This is a genomic window from Cryobacterium sp. TMT4-10 (assembly GCF_004403275.1).
Classification (GTDB): domain Bacteria; phylum Actinomycetota; class Actinomycetes; order Actinomycetales; family Microbacteriaceae; genus Cryobacterium; species Cryobacterium shii.
This window is the reverse complement of sequence record NZ_SOGU01000051.1, coordinates 26,365-42,336: the sequence shown is the minus strand read 5'-3', so window position 1 is coordinate 42,336 and position 15,972 is coordinate 26,365. Positions and strand designations below refer to the sequence as shown.

The following is a 15,972-nucleotide window of genomic DNA, read 5'->3' as shown; positions in this document are numbered from 1 at the left end:
GGCGGCGGTGAACCGACACGTCTGAGGCGTTGACGGCGGCCCGCACCCCTCAGAGCCGTCGCCTGGCGGCCGTCACCTCGGGGTGGTCCTCGGGGAGGGCGTGCCGGGCTCCGGCGTGCAGCAGGGCGACGTTCTTCTTCTCCCAGTCGAGCACGGCCTGCCGTTGCGGGTCGAGCGCCCGGCCCTCGGCGCAGGCGGACGCGCTTCGGCCGCAGGCACAGACCGTCGGCTTCGCCGGGTCGGCGTGGTGCAGCTGTCCGACCCGCCAGAGCACGGCCATCGCCCAGTCGATCTGGCGCTGCGCCAGCACGGTCTTGCGCTCGGCGCGCCGCACCAGGTCGCTCTCGAGGAGGGCGCGCACCCCGTCGCTCTTCGTCCGGTCGAACTGGCCGGCCACGACGCCGCGCAGCTCCGCCACCTGGGCGGCGAGGCCGTCGATCACCGCCTGCTGCTCAGCGTCCACCACCGCCGACTTCTCCGCGAACTTGCGGTGGTTCTCCTGCTGGTCCGCATACTGGCCGACCCAGAGCTTGATGTGTTCGGCGTCGCGGCGTTCAGCCTTCTCCGGCCCGAGGTGGTGCAGGCACGACGCACACACCACCTGGTCGGTCGGCGAGGTGAACGTGAACGGCTGCAGAGACTGGCAGCAGAAACACTGGGCCCGGATGGCCACATGCAACGGATACGGATGGGTCACGGAACTCCCTGCTTAGCCCTGTGCCGAGCGTACTGCTAATGCTGCCGTGGCCGCCCGCCGGCTGCGCCCTTCGCGCAGCAGCCCGCGGCGCAGGCATCGGGCCACGGCCCGAGGGCGGTCAGCGCGGCGCGCGGCGAGGCCGGCCCAGGTGCCAGGCGCTCCAGCAGCAGGTCGACGAGTCCCGAGACGAAGGCCGGGTGAACGCCCGGAGTCGGCACCCGCAGGAATTCGATTCCCACTCGGTGTGCGGTCGCGGCCGCCTCGGTGTCGAGGTCCCACACCACCTCCATGTGATCGGAGATGAAGCCCAGCGGCACGACGACCACGGCCCGGGTTCCGGCCGCGGCAAGGCGCTCGATCGCGTCATTGACGTCGGGTTCGAGCCAGGGCATGTCTGGCGGGCCCGACCGGGACTGGAAGGCCAGCGACCAGGCGGGTGCGGGCGGCCATTGAGCATCGGGGTCAGCGACGGGCAGTGCAGCCATGACCACCGCCGCGACCGCCAGATGCTGGGCCTCGTAGGCGCCGCCGGGGCCGAGATCGCGATCCGGGAGGCCGCTGCGCACGGCATCCGCGATCGGAATGGAGTGGGTCGTGAAAAGAACGTGGGTGTCGGCGACGCAGATGCCCCGCCGGGTGAACCGGGCCAGGGCCTCCCGCACGCCCTCGATGAAGGGAGCGACGAAGCCGGGGTGGTCGAAGTAGGGGCGCACGGCGTCGAGCTGCACGCCGCCGATACCGGTGGGCAACGCCTCGGCGAGGTCCTCGCGATACTGGCGGCAGCTCGAGTAGGAGCTGTACGCGCTGGTGGTGAGGGCGAGCAGCCGGGTGTGCCCGTCGAGAACGGCGGCGGCGACCTCGCCGGGCAGGTACGGCTCCCAGTTGCGATTGCCCCAGTACACCGGGAGGTTGACGCCGCGTGCGGCGAGTTCGGCCTCGAGCGCCGCCCGGAGGGCACGGTTCTGGGCGTTCACCGGGCTCACGCCGCCGACGGCGCGGTAGTGCGTCGCCACGGTCTCGAGGCGGGCCTCCGGGATGCCCCGGCCCCGGGTGACATTTCGGAGGAAAGGGATGACGTCGTCCTGGCCCTCCGGGCCGCCGAATCCGACGAGCAGGATGGCGTCGTACCGGTACGGGAGCGGTTCGGCGCTCATCCCGCCGCTAGGCGCCGGCACCGACGGCCGCCGGGGCCGCCGCGCCAGGTTGGAAAGGACACGCGGGGTCTTCGCCGAGAGGGTCGCCGCTGTCCGCGAACGCGCGGGCCCGGGATCCTCCGCACAGGTCGGCGTACTCGCACCGGCCGCAGCGCCCGCTGAACTCGGTGGCCCGGATCTGCTTGAGCAGCGCGTTGTCCCGGTAGATCTCGGCCAGGGGTGTCGTGCACACGTTTCCGAGGCCGAGGGGCAGGAAACCGGCGGGGTAGACCTCGCCGTCGTAGGCGACGAATACGATGCCCTTGCCGTCGCGGGTCGACGCGGTCTGGGCGCGCGGCAAGCCGGCGGGCGGTCCCATCAGGGTTTCGAGCCTGGCGGACAGCGCGCGGTACCGCTCGCTTGCCGGCGCCGGGTCGCCGGCGCGGCGCCGGGCGACGACGCGACGGAAGAAGGGAGCCTCGACCGTGCGCACGATGAAGCCGTGCTGGGAGGCATCGAAGAGGAAATGGCAGATGTCCTCGTGCTCGGCCGGGGTGACGGCTTCGGTCGAGACGCCTCGGCCGACCTGCACCAGGAAGAAGACCTCCCAGATGGCCGCGCCCGCCTTCTTGATCAGGGCCGCGACATCCGCGAGCTCGCCCACGTTGGCGCGCATGACGGTCGTGTTCACCTGAACGGTGAGTCCGGCCGCTGCGAGGGCACGGATGGCGCGCACGGTGTCGTCGAAGTGGCCCGGAATCCCGCGCACACCCTCATGGGTCGCCGCGACGGCGCCGTCGAGGCTGATCGACACCGCCTTGACCCCGCTCGCCACGATCCGGTCGATCATCAGGGGGGTGAGGGTGGGGGTGACGGACGGGGAGAGCGCCGTGGGCAGTCCCAACCCGGTGGCGTAGTCGACGAGCTCGAACAGGTCGGGCCGCATCAGGCAATCGCCGCCGGTGAGCACCAGAATCGGATACGGTCGGCCGAAGCCCGCCACCTGGTCGATCAGGTCCCGGCCCTGCGCGGTGGTGAGTTCGCCCGGAAGGGCCTGCATGTCGGCGCTGGCCCGGCAGTGCTTGCAGGCGAGCGCGCAGGCGCGGGTCGTCTCCCAGAAGACCAGCATCGGGCGCTTCGCGTAGTCCGGCCCCTTGCCACGACGCGCGGCCGGCACGGCCGGCAGCACGGCGGTCTCCCCGAGCGGGATGCTCAGCCCGCTCATGCGGACGCCTCGCTCCGGGCACGCGCATCGGACAGGACCTGCGCGATGCTGTCGGCGGTGCGCTCTGCGTCCGCCACGCAGCTGGCCAGCCCGACCCCGCGGTAGGCGGAGCCGGTCAGGCGGATCCCGGGCAGCCGGCCGAGTGCCTCCTCGGCGGCCGCGAGCCGAGCCTGGTGGCCGACGACGTACTGCGGCATACCCTGCGGCCACCGTTCGATGTGCTGTTCGGTCGGGCGCCCGGTCAGGCCCATCGCCTCCACCAGCTCGGCGTGCACCTGGCTGACCAGGGTATCGTCATCGAAGCCCACCCAACGCTGGTCACGGCGCCGGCCCACCATGCAGCGGATGAGGACGGTGTTCTCATCGGCAAGGTGCGGCCACTTGACACTGGACCAGGTGCAGCCGACGATGAGGCGACCCTCTTCTGGCGGCACCAGGAAACCGGTGCCGTCGAGGTCGTGAGCCACCGCGGAGTGCGGGTAGGCCAGACAGATCGTGGCCACGTCGACGTAGGGAATGCCGCCGAGTGCGGCCGCCAGATCCGGCGCCTCGGCGGCGATCATGCCGGCGGCCACGAATGCGGGGATGGCGAGCACGACCGCATCGGCCGGGAAGACGGTCCCATCCTCCAACGCGACCAGGTAGCCGGTGCCGTTCTCGTCCCGTGTCACGGATACCGCGGCACTGCCCAGACGCACGTCATCGCCCGCCACGCGGTCGGCCAGCGCGTCGATCAGGCGGGCCAGCCCGCCGACCAGGGTTACGAGGGCAGCGCCGCCGGTTCCGGCCGGCTTCGGCGCGTTCCGCCGGCGGCGGCGCAGGCCGAGATAGAGACTGCGGTTGGCCCGGCCCAGTGCCTCGATATCCGGTGCGGTGCTGCGAGCACTGAGCTCGTCGGCCCGGCCGGCGTGGACGCCGCCCAGGAGCGGGTCCACGAGCCGGTCGAAAACCTGCCCGCCCATCCGGGGCCGCACCAGTTCGGCGATTGTGGGGTCCTCCGGCAGCGCCGCCCGGGTCGGGAGCACGACGTCAAGGGCCGCGCGCGCCAGGCCGAGGGGCGAGAGCAGTCGCGATTTCATCAGCGGCAGCAGCCGGTCGGGGATACCGAACAGGGTGCCGGCCGGGAGGCGGCGCAGCGCGCCGCGCGACCAGATCCGAGCGCCGGACCCGGCCGGGGCCACGACAAGATCACTGAGACCGAGGTCCTCGATCAGTGCCGCCGCCACGGGCGCCCGCACCATCAGGGCGTCGGGTCCGACGTCGACCAGGTGCCCGCCGAATTGCTCGGTCGCGATCTTGCCGCCGAGCCTGGGCCCGGCCTCGACCAGACTGAGTTGCACGTCCGCGCCGAGCCGGCGATGCAGGTAGTGCGCTGTCGCCAATCCGCTGATTCCGCCGCCGACAATGACGATCCGTGGTTGAGAGAGCACTTGTATATTCCTCCAGCTGCCGGTACGTCCAGCGCAGCCGGCAACCGATGGCAATCCTTGTTGCCTCGATCCTACGACCGTCGTGCGACCCCGTTCCAACCGGGGCACCGGCCGTGGGCGTCGAGTATCAGGCGAATCGCCGCCCGGACCGGGGCCTGATCAGATGACGGATTGCCTGGACGGCCGCCTAATATTCTCGTTTTGGCATACGCTTTTCGGTGGGTAGGGAGACCGCGGCGCGGGCTCGCTCCACCGCCTCGACGGAGCGGGCGACGTCCTCCGCATCCGTCGACCAGTTGCTCACCGATACCCGCAGCACGTCTCTGTCGTGCCAGCGGGAGCCCGACATCCAGGTGACTCCCTCGGCGAGCAGCGCCTCGGTCACCCGGCGGGTGCTCTCGTCGTCACCGAAACTCACGCACACCTGGGTGAACACCACGTCGTTCAGCACCTCGGCGCCCGGGATGCGCCCCAACCCGTCGGCGATGGCCCCGGCCTGGTCGGCCAGGCGCTCCACCAGCGCCACGGTACCGGACCGGCCCAGCGATCTCAGGGCCGCCCAGACCGGCACGCCGCGGGCCCGACGCGAGAGCTCGGGCACCTTCTCGTGCGGATCGCCCGGGCCGCGCTCATCCGCGACCAGATAACTCGTGTGCACCCCGAACGTGGTCCTCAGATCGGCGGGGCGGGCCACGATGGCCATGCCGCAGTCGTAGGGCACGTTGAGGGTCTTGTGCGCGTCGGTGGCCCAGGAATCGGCGGTGTCGAGTCCGGCCAGCTGCTCCCGATAGCGCGGGCTGGCCGCGGCCCAGAGGCCGAACGCGCCGTCCACGTGCACCCAGGCTCCGTGCTGCCGGGCGAGGGCGGCGAGTTCGCCGACCGGGTCGAAGGCGCCGGAGTGCAGGTTGCCGGCCTGCAGGCAGACGATCACGGGCCCCGTGACCCCGGTGAGCGCGGCGGCCAGGGCGTCAGGACGCATCCGGCCCTGGTCGTCGGCCGGCACCACGATGGGCGCGCTGAGGCCCAGGTAGCGCAGGGCTTGGTCGATCACCGCGTGCCGTTCCTCGCCCACGAAGACCTTCACGCGCGGCGATCCGGCCAGCCCGTTGACGGCGACATCCCAGCCGGCCCGGCCGAGCACGTGGTCCCGCCCAGCGGCCAGACCCGTGAAGTTGGCCATCGTGGCGCCCGCGGTGAAGCCCACGTCGGCCCCGGCGGGGAGCCCGAGCAGGTCGAGGATCCAGCCGCCCGCGGCCTCCTCGGCGGCCGCAGTGGCCGGCGTCGCGAACCGCATGCCCGCGTACTGGTCCCAGGCGCTGACGAGCCAGTCCGCGGCCAGGGCGGCCGGCAGCGTGCCGCCGATCACCCAGCCGAAGAACCGGCCGGACGGCATCGCCATCAGCCCGGGTTCGGCCAGGGCGGCCAGCTCGTCGACGACCTGGGCCGGGTCGGTCGGCTGATCCGGCAGGGGCGCAGCGAAGCCGGCGACGAGCGCGTCGGCATCCAGCCGGGGGCCGACGGGCCGGGTGGGAACGGAGGCGAGCCAATCCATCGCGTGCACCCGAGCCCGCTCCAGCGCTGCGCGGTAGTCCTCCGGGCGAGCAGTCATGGCACGATTTTATCGCCGCGCACCGAGCGCGGAAAGGGTGCTGGTCTCCGGCCGCAGGTCGAGGCGGCGCAGCAGCTGCGCGTTCACGGCGACCACCACCGTCGACGCGGACATCAGCAGCGCCCCGACCTCCATCGGCAGCACGAAACCCACCGGGGCCAGCACCCCGGCGGCCAACGGCACGGCCAGCAGGTTGTAGCCGGCCGCCCACCACAGGTTCTGGCGCATCTTGCGGTAGCTCGCGCGGGACAACTCGATCACCGAGAGCACCGACCGGGGGTCGTCGCTGGCGAGGATCACGCCGGCCGAGGCGATGGCGACATCCGTGCCGGCTCCGATCGCGATGCCGACATCGGCCTGGGCCAGCGCCGGCGCGTCGTTGACGCCGTCCCCGACCATCGCGACCGTGCGGCCCTCCCCCTGCAGTTCGGCCACCTTCGCGGCCTTGTTCTCGGGCCGTACCCCCGCGAACACGCGGTCGATGCCCAGTTCGGTTGCGACCGACCGGGCCACCGGTTCGGCGTCGCCGGTGATCATCACCACCTCGATCCCCTCCGCGTGCAACGCGTCCACGGCCTGCCGGGATTCCGCCCGCACCTCGTCGGCGAGCCCGATCGCGCCGACCACGTCACCGTCCCGGAGCACGTGCAGGACGATGGCGCCCTCCCCGGCCCATGCTTCCGTCTCCGGCAGCGGAGCCCGGTGGTGCCGCCGCAGCAGTCCGGGGCCGCCGACGCTCACCTGCCGCCCGTCGACGAACCCGGTCACCCCGACGGCCGCGGACGCCTGGAACCCGGTGGCCCGCGGCACTTCGAGCGCACGGGACCGGGCCGCGGCCACGATGGCGCGGGCAAGCGGATGCTCGCTGTCGGCTTCCACGGCGGCGGCGAGCGCGAGCGCATCCGTCGGCGACGCGTCGGCGGGGGCAGCGAGGCGAGTGAGAGTCGGCTCGCCCCGGGTCAGCGTGCCGGTCTTGTCGAACAGGACGGCGTCGACCAGGCGCATGCTCTCCAGGGCCAGCCGGTCCTTGACCAGCACGCCGCCCCTCGCGGCCCGCTCGGTCGCGATCGACACCACCAGCGGAATCGCAAGCCCGAGCGCGTGCGGGCAGGCGATCACCAGCACCGTCAGGCTGCGCACGATCGCGGTCTCGGGGGTGCCCACCAGGGTCCAGACGGCCGCGGTCAGCAGGCCGGTGCCCAGCGCGAACCAGAACAGCCACCCGGCGGCCCGGTCGGCGATCCGCTGCGCGCGCGAGGACGAGCCCTGGGCCTCCGCGACCAGGCGCCGGATGCCGGCCAGCGCCGTGTCCTCGCCCACCGCGGTGACCCGCACCCGCAGGGCCGAGTCGGTGGCGACGGTGCCGGCGACGACCTGCCCGCCCGGCCCGCGGCGAACGGGCCGCGACTCGCCCGTGATCATCGACTCGTCGACGTCGGCCGTGCCCTCCGTGACCTCGCCGTCGGCGGGCACGCGCCCGCCCGGCCGCACGATCACGAGGTCGCCCACGGAAAGCTCGGTCGGGGAGACCACGACCACTTCGTCGCCGACCACCCGCTCCGCCTGGTCGGGCAGCAGGGCGGCCAGGGACTCGAGGGCGGTGGAGGTCTGCGCGAGCGAACGCATCTCGATCCAGTGGCCGAGCAGCATGATCGTGATCAGCAGCGCCAGTTCCCACCAGAAGTCGAGTTCGGGGGCCAGGATACCGAGGCTCGCCCCCCACGATGCGGCGAACGCCACCGTGATCGCGAGCGCGATCAGCAGCATCATGCCCGGCGTGCGCGCCCGCAGCTCCGAGACGGCTCCGGTGAGGAACGGCCGGCCGCCCCAGACGTACATCACCGTGCCCAGCACCGGTGAGATCCATTCGATCCCCGGCAGGCCGGGCAGGCGGTAGCCCACGAGCATGGCGAACATGGGGCTGAACCAGACGACCGGAACGGTGAAGACCAGCATCACCCGGAACAGGCGGCGGAACCGGGCCACGTGGTCGCCGTGCCCCGCGTGCCCGGCGTGCCCGGAGTGCCCGGAGTGCCCGGGCGGGCCGGGGGCGGCATGGTCCATCTCAGCGTGGTCGTGCTCCATGCCGCCACGTTATGCCCCTTGGGGATGTCCTGCCAGAGCGCTGCCGCGGCCCGTCCTCAGCGTCCGGTGTTCGCCTCCGGACGCAGCCGGATCAGCCGCTGCGGCCCATCCTCGTCCAGTTCGGCCACGTCGCCGCGCGAGGAGAGGAAGTCGGTGAAGGAACGGAAGCCTAGCGGCTTCTCGTTGAATGAGGGGTCCATCCGGCGCATTTGGTTCTTCACCGATCCGGTGTTCAGCCACTCGTCGGCGTCGCCTTTCGCGTGACCGATCTGCAGGGCCCGCACGAGGAGCTTCGTCGCGATGGTCTGCGGGTCGGTGTCATCGGCCGGTTCGGGCTCGTCGTATTGCGAATCGTCGGTGTGCGAGAACATCGGGATCGTCGTCAACTGGCGCACCGGGATCGGGGTCGTCTGGGGCCCGGCCACCTCGGGTTCCGGCGCCGCCCTGCCCGACGGGGGCTTCTCCGCCGTCACCGGCGCGGTCACAGCGGCGGCCGCCGCGGTGGCGGTCACCTTCGCGATTCCCGGCAGGGAGTCATAGTCCTCGAATTCGTCACAGGCGGCCGCGAGCGAGGTGCTCGTCGACCCGGCGACTCCGATGCCGACGACGAAGCGGCCGAGCCTCTTCGACTTCTGGGCGAGGGCGATGTAATCGGAGTCCCCCGCGACGATGATGATGTGGGTGAGGTCGGGCAGCCGGAACAGGTCTTCGACCACGTCGACGGCGAGACGGATGTCCGCACCGTTCTTCGTTCCCCGCGTGGTCGTCGTGAACAGCTGGGTGAGGTCGACGGCTCGGGACATGAGCTGGCGTTGGTAGCTCGCGTTGACGGGCACCGACCAGTCGGCGTACGCCCGGTTGACGACCAGGGTTCCGAATGACGCGGCGAAGTCGATGATCGCGTTGAAGTCGACCGTCGCGGCGTTCAGCCGCGTGGTGACCAGGGGGTCGGAGGCAGCGCTCGATCTGTCGAAATTGCGGATGCCATCGCGCTGGAAGGCATTGCGGCCGTGCAGTTGCTGGTATCGAGAGATGACGATGTTGTCAAAGTCGATGTAGAGGCCGACGCGTGAATCGCTCGGTTCAGTCATGTGATGGGTTCCTTAGCTACCGGCGCACGAATCGGTCCGGGCCCGGCACTTCAGTCTGCTGCGACCGACGCGAGAACAGCAACTCTCCGTCCTGTGACTTCGCCGACGGATGCTCAGAAAGCGCGCACCGTGAGGTGGTTGTGCACCTCCGACACGTGCGGCGACCGCCAGGCGGCCTTGCCGGCCTGTTTCTTCTCCGCCCAGGACCGCACCGAGCCGGTGAGCGTCACCTCGCTGCCCTGGATGCCGACCGCGATGTTGTCGGCGTCGAGCTGGGCGCTGCGCAGGATGGCCTTGTGGATCAGTTCCTCCGTGTCGGTAGCCGACGGGCGCCTCGTCAGGCCGATCCGGCTGTCGACGAGGTGCACCCCCGAGATGCGCTCCACGGCTGCGCGGGCGGCTTCTCGTTGGTAGTTCCAGTCGACCGTGCCGGACAGCGTCACGATGTGGTCCCGCGCCTCGGCCTTCACCGCGTCCCGGGGGATGCCGGCCGCCCAGGAGAGCGCGTTCTGCACGGCACGGGCGATCTCGGTGTCGGTGTGCTCGGCGACCGCCGAGGAGCGCACCGTGAGGTCGTCGGCGACGGCGGTCACGCCGCGCACGCGCAGCGCCGCCTCGGTCGCGGCGATCCGCTCCGCGTGGTTGCTGACCTCTCCGGCCAGGGTCACGACCCCGTCGTTGACGGAGACGCCGATATGGGCCGGGTCGAGACCCGGCATCCAGTTCAGTTCGTCGCTGACCTCGGCCTGCACCTCGAGGTCGTTCGGTTCGTCCTCTGTTGTCGTCATGCGCCCAGCATGGGCCTGCGCGGCCCGGCCGTCTAGGGCCGGGGTGCCGAATCCGGCGAACGGGGCCGGCGGGTGGAGAATGCGACTATGACCAACGTCGATCCAGTCCCGGTTTTCTTCCTCTCGGACAGCACGGGCATCACAGCGGAAACGCTGGGGAACACCCTGCTGACCCAGTTCCCGGAGATCGACTTCGACCGCACCACCATCCCCTTCATCATGGACGTGGCCCAGGCACAGTCCGTGGTCGCCACCATCGACGGCGTGGCCGCGCACGGCGGCCACAAGCCGATCGTGTTCTCCACGGTCGTGACCAGCTCCATCCGTCATACCCTGGCCGAGTGCACCGGCACCCTGGTGGATCTGCTCGGCACCTATCTGGGCCAGCTGGAGCAGGCCCTGGCCACCCGGGCCAGCAACGAGCCGGGGCGGGCGCACGGACTCGGCAACGCCGCCCGCTACCAGTCACGTATGACCGCGGTGGAATATGCCATGGAACATGACGACGGCCAGAGCCTCCGCGCCCTGGAGAAGGCCCAGATCATCCTGGTGGCGCCCTCGCGGTGCGGCAAGACGCCCACCACGATGTACCTGGCCCTGCAGCACGGGATCTTCGCCGCGAACTTCCCTCTGGTCGACGAGGACTTCGAGCGCGAGGGTCTGCCCAAGCCCCTGCGCCCCTTCGTGGACAAGTGCTTCGGCCTCACCACCAACCCGTTGCGGCTCAGCCAGGTGCGCACACAGCGGCGGGAGGGGTCACCCTACGCGTCCCTGCGCCAGTGCGGGTTCGAACTGCGCAGCGCGGAGCGACTGTATGCCTCCCACGGCATTCCGTTCCTCAACTCGGCGAGCATGTCGGTGGAGGAGATGTCCGCCACAATCCTGCAGCAGATGAAACTCAAGCGCTGAGGCACCTGACACTATGGAAGCAGGGACTCGCCCACGACGACGAGCCACCTCACCTCGCGGCCGCACCCCTGGCCGCACACCTGCAAGGGAGCAGAAACATGACGACGGACATCCTCTGGTTTTCAGAAATCGGACTCACCGACCTGGATCGCGTGGGAGGCAAGAACGCCTCCCTGGGTGAGATGGTGCAGAACCTGACGTCCGCCGGGGTCAAGGTGCCAGACGGCTTCGCCACCACGGCCGACTCGTACCGCCGGTTCCTGGCCGATTCCGGCCTCGACCGGAGGATCATCGAGCGCCTGCGGGGCCTCGACATCGACGACGTCACCGAGCTGGCCGCCGCCGGCCAGGAGATTCGCACCCTGATGCGCGACACCCCCTTCCTGCCCGAGTTCGAGGCTCAGATCCGGGCCGCCTACGCGACCCTGGTCGGCAAGCACGAGGGCTCGGAGGAGCTGTCCTGGGCGGTTCGCTCCAGCGCCACGGCCGAGGACCTCCCCGATGCGTCCTTCGCCGGCCAGCAGGAGACGTTCCTGAATGTGCGCGGGATCGAGAACATCCTGCCGGCGATCAAGGATGTCTTCGCCTCGCTCTACAACGACCGTGCCATCGCCTACCGGGTGCACCACAACTTCGAGCACGCCGAGGTGGCCCTCTCCGCCGGGATCCAGCGCATGGTGCGCGCGGACATCGGATCCTCCGGTGTCATGTTCACCATGGACACCGAATCCGGGTTCCGGGACGCGGTCTTCATCACCTCCTCCTACGGACTCGGCGAGGCCGTCGTGCAGGGCGCCGTGAACCCGGACGAGTTCTACGTCTACAAGCCGGCCCTGCTGGCCGGACGGCCCTCCATCCTCAAGCGCACCCTCGGCGAGAAGGCGCTGCAGATGACGTTCACGCAGAACCGTGAAATCGGCCGCACCATCGACTTCGTGCCGGTGGAGGCCCGCCAGCGCAACCTGTTCAGCATCACCGACGCCGACGTGGAGGAGCTCGCCCGCCACGCGCTGGCGATCGAGGCGCACTACGGGCGACCGATGGACATCGAGTGGGGCAAAGACGGCCTCGACGGCGGCATCTACATCCTCCAGGCGCGCCCGGAGACGGTGCAGTCGCGGGCGTCCGCGGTCTCGATGAGCCGGTTCAAGATGCATGAGACCGGCAAGGTGCTCGTCGAGGGCCGCGCCATCGGCCAGCGGATCGGCGCCGGGCCGGTGCGCATCCTCTCGTCCATCGACCAGATGGCGAGTTTCACGACCGGGGATGTGCTCGTCGCGGACATGACCGACCCGGACTGGGAACCGATCATGAAGCGCGCCAGCGCCATCGTGACCAACCGCGGTGGCCGCACCTGCCACGCGGCGATCATCGCCCGCGAACTCGGCATCCCCGCGGTCGTCGGCACCGGTACGGCCACCGACGTCCTGTCCGACGGCCTCGAGGTGACGGTGTCCTGCGCCGAGGGCGAGAGCGGCCTGATCTACGAGGGCATCCTCGACTTCGGCATCGAGGAGACCGCGCTCACCCTGCTGCCGCCGGCGCCGGTCAAGGTGATGATGAACGTCGGCACGCCCGAGCAGGCGTTCACGTTCGCCCAGCTGCCCAACCACGGCGTCGGCCTGGCCCGGCTCGAGTTCATCATCAACCGCCAGATCGGGATCCACCCAAAGGCGCTGCTGAACCTCGCGGACCAGCCGGCCGACGTCGCCGCAGAGATCAACACCCGCATCGCCGCCTACGGCAGCCCGCGGGAGTTCTACATCAAGCGGCTGGCCGAGGGTGTCGCCACCATCGCGGCCGCGTTCGCGCCGGAAACCGTGATCGTGCGGATGAGCGACTTCAAGTCGAACGAGTACGCCAACCTGATCGGCGGCCCGGCCTACGAACCGCACGAGGAGAACCCGATGCTGGGCTTCCGCGGGGCGTCACGCTACCTGGAGCCGTCCTTCCGGGACTGCTTCGACCTCGAGTGCGAGGCGCTCTCGTTCGTGCGCAACGAGATGGGACTCACCAACGTCAAGCTGATGATCCCCTTCGTGCGCACCCTGGACGAGGCGCGCGGAGTGATCGACCTGCTGGCCGAGAACGGGTTCCGCCGGGGTGAGAACGGCCTCGAGATCATCATGATGTGCGAGCTGCCGGCCAATGCGCTGCTGGCCGACGAGTTCCTCGACCACTTCGACGGGTTCTCCATCGGCTCCAACGACATGACGCAGCTGACCCTCGGCCTGGACCGGGACTCCGCGATCGTGGCCGGCGGTTTCGACGAGCGTGACCCCGCCGTCAAGAAGCTGCTGAGCATGGCGATCGCGGCCTGCAAGGCCCGCGGCAAGTACGTAGGAATCTGCGGCCAGGGTCCGAGCGACCACCCCGACTTCGCCGAGTGGCTGGTCGAGGAGGGCATCGACTCCGTGTCCCTGAACCCGGACACCGTGGTCGACACCTGGCTGCGCCTGGCCGCCGCCGCGGCGGTCGAGGTCCCGGCGGTCTGACGCGGGGCGGTCCGGCTCGGCGCGGGCGTCAGAGGGGGCGGATCAGGTCAGGGCCGCCGTTCGGCACGCCCGCCTGGAGCTCGACGCGGTTCACCGATGTGGACACCGGGTAGCAGTCCAATTGGCCCGCGATGGCGGCCGAGTCGCTCTCGAGCATCCCCAGCAGCTCCTTCGCGCCGAGGCCGTCGCCCAGCCACGCGTCGTAGGAGCCTGCCCACAGGGCCGCCGGCATCCGGGCGAGGCTCGAGGCCCGGCGCGACGCGCGCGTCGCGGGTGATGATCGACATCGACAGCCGCCACCGGCGCGGATCCTTCTCGGCCAGGGACGGATCCGGCCAGGCGCACACGATTCCCGCCATCGCCAGCGGATGCTGCGGCTCCCGGATGAAGTACGGCTGCTTGCCCGATTCCTGTTGCTCCCACTCGTAGTAGCCGGTGGCGAAGACGATGCAGCGTGACTTCAGGAACGGATTCTTGAACAGGCCGAGCCGGTCGACAGACTCGATCCGCGCGTTGAAGACCGGCTTCCCGCCGCCGAAGGTCGGCGATCCGGGCGCGACCATGCCCCAGCGCACGTCCGCGACCTCTCGATCACCGTGACGTTCACGCATCACCGGCACCTCGTTCGTCGGCGCGATGTTGTAGTGCGGCTGTCGCTCTGCGAGCGTGGCCGGCTGCGCGCCGGGCTGCTTCGGGTCGAGCTGCTGCTCCGCAACCAGGAAGTCCAGCAGCTGGTACACCGTGCCATCCATCGCGAATCGACCGCACACCGCCGACCTCCGTCCTTTCGTCCCCTCCAGTAAACCCCTCCGCGCGAGCCTCTGCCGGAGTCCACGGGTCAGAAGCGACCGGGCCTCATCCGGTGCACCAGTCCGGCATGAAGCCGGACACGCTGCGCGTGCTGGTGCCGGTGGCCAGGTCGACGAATGTGGTGCTCATGCCGGAGAACGCGGGCACCTGCCGGTAGGCGTCGGCCCGTCCGCTGCCCGCAATCGTTTCGACCGCGAGGTACTGGCCGTTCGGGGAGGCGCAGACGTCGCGCACACGGGAGGACTCCGACGCGGGCGTGAAGACCACGTTCGAACCGTCATCGTCGGTGACGGCGATCAGGGAGATGAGGTCGTTGATTCCCGTGCTCTCCTGCAGGTACAGCCGCGCGTACCGCCCCTGCTCGTTCAGCAGGATGAGTTTGCCGGGGTACGCGGCCTCGTCGAGCGGGCTGGGCGCCAGCTCGAAGGGCGTCACCTCGCCGTCGGCGAGGTCGAGGGTCGAGCCCCGCTCGGGATCGGCCAGGATCAGCGCCCGGGAGCCGGGAACGAAGCCGCGCATCTCGGCGTGCACGCCCAGGGGCTCCAGCGCGCCGTCACCGAGCACGTCGACCAGGAACAGGCTGTGGCCGGAGTCGTGCACGACCAGCGAGGCGGTGTCCGGCACGAACGCCAGGTCCATCGCCTCCACCGCCGGCCCGTCGGCGCCGGCGACCTCCTCCGGGAGTCCGGACTCCGCGGTCAGGTCGTAGATGAAGGGCGTCTTCTGATGACGGCGCCCTTCTGCGGCCGGGCCGCTGGTGAAGGTGTAGGCGATGAGGTGCCTGGAGGGCGACGCCTGCAGGTTCTCGACCGTGCCAGCCGAGGGCAGGGGCAGCCGCACCGTCTCCCCGATCGTCTCGCCGCCCGCGAACGAGACCACCTCGATCGCGGCCGCGGCCGCGTCGTCCAGGGTGACGGCGGCGAGATGGGAGTCCAGCGCGACATACTGCTGGATGCGCGGGGCGCTGAACACGACCTCACCGTCGCCGCGGCCGCGCAGGGTGGTGCGCCGAACGGTGTCCGGCAGCTTCGCCCCGTCCTCCCCCACCCGGTCGTCGCGCTGCAGGGCGTAGAGGCCGGGATCGGGGGTCGTGAACCGGTAGTCCAGCGTGGCAGCGGCGTTCCGGGCCGACCCCGCGACATCCGTGACCGTGACGGTGTACTCGGTGTTGTAGCGAAGGATGCCGGTGAACCGCACCGTGAGTTCGGCGCCCGACACCGAGGTCGAGACCGCCGTCTTCGGGGTCACGGACACCTGGCCGGCCTCGATCTCGGCGAGCGGCTGGTTCGCCGTGAGGCTCAGCCGGGATCCGGCGTGCACGATGGACCGGTCGAGGTCGATCTCGGCGGAGGCGAGCCGGGGAGCCTGGGCGAAGTTCACCGCCGCACCGGCTGCCGCGAGGCCCGCCACCAGCACCACCAGCACCACGACGACGAGACCGAACGAGCGGGTGAAGCGCCGGTTCGCGCGCCGGTCGGAGCGGATCATTTGAGTAATCGTAGCGGGCCGATCGACGCCATCCTCGCCGGATAAGCCGGGCACTCAGGCCGGGGGCTTAGGATCGATGATGTATTCAGGCGCATGCTGCCCGCCAGCCGGCCGCATCGTCGTCAATTGCGTTCCCCCGCCATTGGCGCCCATGATGACGATCCACCCCGATCGAGATCGTGACCTACTGACCGATTCGATCACCCCCCCCC

General features: G+C 70.5%; 12 protein-coding genes. 2 read left to right on the top strand and 10 right to left on the bottom strand.

Features of this window, described 5'->3' with window-relative positions; genetic code table 11:
* Positions 1–49: 49 nt before the first annotated feature.
* The 8 genes from E3T42_RS08115 to E3T42_RS08080 form a co-directional block, all read right to left on the bottom strand.
* Positions 50–697, bottom strand: a complete 648-nt coding sequence (locus E3T42_RS08115) for a hypothetical protein (protein WP_134402796.1) — start codon at positions 695–697, stop codon at positions 50–52.
* A gap of 35 nt (positions 698–732) precedes the next feature.
* The gene (locus E3T42_RS08110) at positions 733–1,851 is read right to left on the bottom strand and encodes a ferrochelatase (RefSeq protein WP_134365195.1); all 1,119 of its coding nucleotides are present in this window, start codon (positions 1,849–1,851) and stop codon (positions 733–735) included.
* A 7-nt stretch (positions 1,852–1,858) separates the two neighbouring features.
* Positions 1,859–3,055 (bottom strand): TIGR04053 family radical SAM/SPASM domain-containing protein, encoded by a 1,197-nt coding sequence (locus E3T42_RS08105; RefSeq protein WP_134365194.1) that lies wholly within the window; start codon positions 3,053–3,055, stop codon positions 1,859–1,861.
* Positions 3,052–4,485 (bottom strand): protoporphyrinogen oxidase, encoded by a 1,434-nt coding sequence (gene hemG, locus E3T42_RS08100; RefSeq protein WP_160141039.1) that lies wholly within the window; start codon positions 4,483–4,485, stop codon positions 3,052–3,054. Before hemG ends, E3T42_RS08105 begins: the two co-directional genes overlap by 4 nt.
* 187 nt (positions 4,486–4,672) lie before the next feature.
* On the bottom strand, positions 4,673–6,094 hold the full coding sequence (locus E3T42_RS08095) for an aminotransferase class V-fold PLP-dependent enzyme (protein WP_134402795.1): 1,422 nt from the start codon (positions 6,092–6,094) through the stop codon (positions 4,673–4,675).
* Between the two features lie 9 nt (positions 6,095–6,103).
* Positions 6,104–8,179: a heavy metal translocating P-type ATPase gene (locus E3T42_RS08090; RefSeq protein WP_134365191.1), complete on the bottom strand. Its 2,076-nt coding sequence runs from the start codon at positions 8,177–8,179 to the stop codon at positions 6,104–6,106.
* A gap of 56 nt (positions 8,180–8,235) precedes the next feature.
* A complete protein-coding gene (locus E3T42_RS08085; protein WP_134365190.1) occupies positions 8,236–9,270 on the bottom strand; it encodes an NYN domain-containing protein in 1,035 nt (344 codons plus the stop codon).
* A gap of 113 nt (positions 9,271–9,383) precedes the next feature.
* Complete coding sequence (locus E3T42_RS08080; RefSeq protein WP_134365189.1) at positions 9,384–10,058, bottom strand: BON domain-containing protein; 675 nt, start codon at positions 10,056–10,058, stop codon at positions 9,384–9,386.
* 87 nt (positions 10,059–10,145) lie between these two features.
* Between E3T42_RS08080 and E3T42_RS08075 the strand changes: the two genes are divergently transcribed.
* Complete coding sequence (locus E3T42_RS08075; RefSeq protein ID WP_134365188.1) at positions 10,146–10,967, top strand: pyruvate, water dikinase regulatory protein; 822 nt, start codon at positions 10,146–10,148, stop codon at positions 10,965–10,967.
* A gap of 98 nt (positions 10,968–11,065) precedes the next feature.
* Entirely contained in the window at positions 11,066–13,462 is a 2,397-nt protein-coding gene (gene ppsA, locus E3T42_RS08070) for a phosphoenolpyruvate synthase (protein ID WP_134365187.1), read from the top strand.
* A gap of 47 nt (positions 13,463–13,509) precedes the next feature.
* On the opposite strand, the gene E3T42_RS08065 is transcribed toward ppsA, so the two are convergent.
* Together E3T42_RS08065 and E3T42_RS08060 are read right to left on the bottom strand one after the other, a co-directional pair.
* Complete coding sequence (locus tag E3T42_RS08065; RefSeq protein ID WP_134402794.1) at positions 13,510–14,232, bottom strand: SOS response-associated peptidase; 723 nt, start codon at positions 14,230–14,232, stop codon at positions 13,510–13,512.
* An 85-nt stretch (positions 14,233–14,317) separates the two neighbouring features.
* Positions 14,318–15,760 (bottom strand): Ig-like domain-containing protein, encoded by a 1,443-nt coding sequence (locus E3T42_RS08060; RefSeq protein ID WP_134402793.1) that lies wholly within the window; start codon positions 15,758–15,760, stop codon positions 14,318–14,320.
* Positions 15,761–15,972: the final 212 nt, after the last annotated feature.

Coding starts and splice junctions, on each gene's coding strand:
- E3T42_RS08080 (WP_134365189.1), bottom strand. CDS start 10,058: ATGACGACAACAGAGGACGAACCGAACGACCTCGAGGTGCAGGCCGAG.
- E3T42_RS08105 (WP_134365194.1), bottom strand. CDS start 3,055: ATGAGCGGGCTGAGCATCCCGCTCGGGGAGACCGCCGTGCTGCCGGCC.
- ppsA (WP_134365187.1), top strand. CDS start 11,066: ATGACGACGGACATCCTCTGGTTTTCAGAAATCGGACTCACCGACCTG.
- E3T42_RS08095 (WP_134402795.1), bottom strand. CDS start 6,094: ATGACTGCTCGCCCGGAGGACTACCGCGCAGCGCTGGAGCGGGCTCGG.
- E3T42_RS08090 (WP_134365191.1), bottom strand. CDS start 8,179: ATGGAGCACGACCACGCTGAGATGGACCATGCCGCCCCCGGCCCGCCC.
- E3T42_RS08085 (WP_134365190.1), bottom strand. CDS start 9,270: ATGACTGAACCGAGCGATTCACGCGTCGGCCTCTACATCGACTTTGAC.
- E3T42_RS08075 (WP_134365188.1), top strand. CDS start 10,146: ATGACCAACGTCGATCCAGTCCCGGTTTTCTTCCTCTCGGACAGCACG.
- E3T42_RS08060 (WP_134402793.1), bottom strand. CDS start 15,760: ATGATCCGCTCCGACCGGCGCGCGAACCGGCGCTTCACCCGCTCGTTC.
- E3T42_RS08110 (WP_134365195.1), bottom strand. CDS start 1,851: ATGAGCGCCGAACCGCTCCCGTACCGGTACGACGCCATCCTGCTCGTC.